We start from the raw sequence: 288 nt of genomic DNA on the forward strand, positions 1-288 counted from the left end.
CCGATGCGGCCAACCAGGTCAAGTCCGACGACCTGGTGGTGCTCATCACCGACACCGCTCCTGAAGCCAAGCCCGACACCGCTTCCGTCACGGAAGACACCGCGCTGACCGCCACCGGCAACGTCATTAGCGGCACCGGTGCCGACACCCTCGGCGCGGATGCCACCAACGTCGTGGGCGTGGCCAAGGGCACGGTCGCCGCCGGCCAGAACGTCAACGGCAACGTCAACACCGCAGTCAACGGCGAGTACGGCAAGATCGTCCTCAAGGCCGACGGCTCCTACACCT

Annotated in this window: 1 protein-coding gene; it reads left to right on the forward strand. The window is 66.7% G+C overall.

Annotation, left to right across the window (positions count from 1 at the left end; genetic code table 11):
* Positions 1-288: hypothetical protein (locus tag AC6LKD_RS32680; protein WP_498118548.1), on the forward strand; the 288-nt coding region annotated here is incomplete at both ends.

It is taken from the genome of Achromobacter sp. D7-1 (assembly GCF_059760445.1).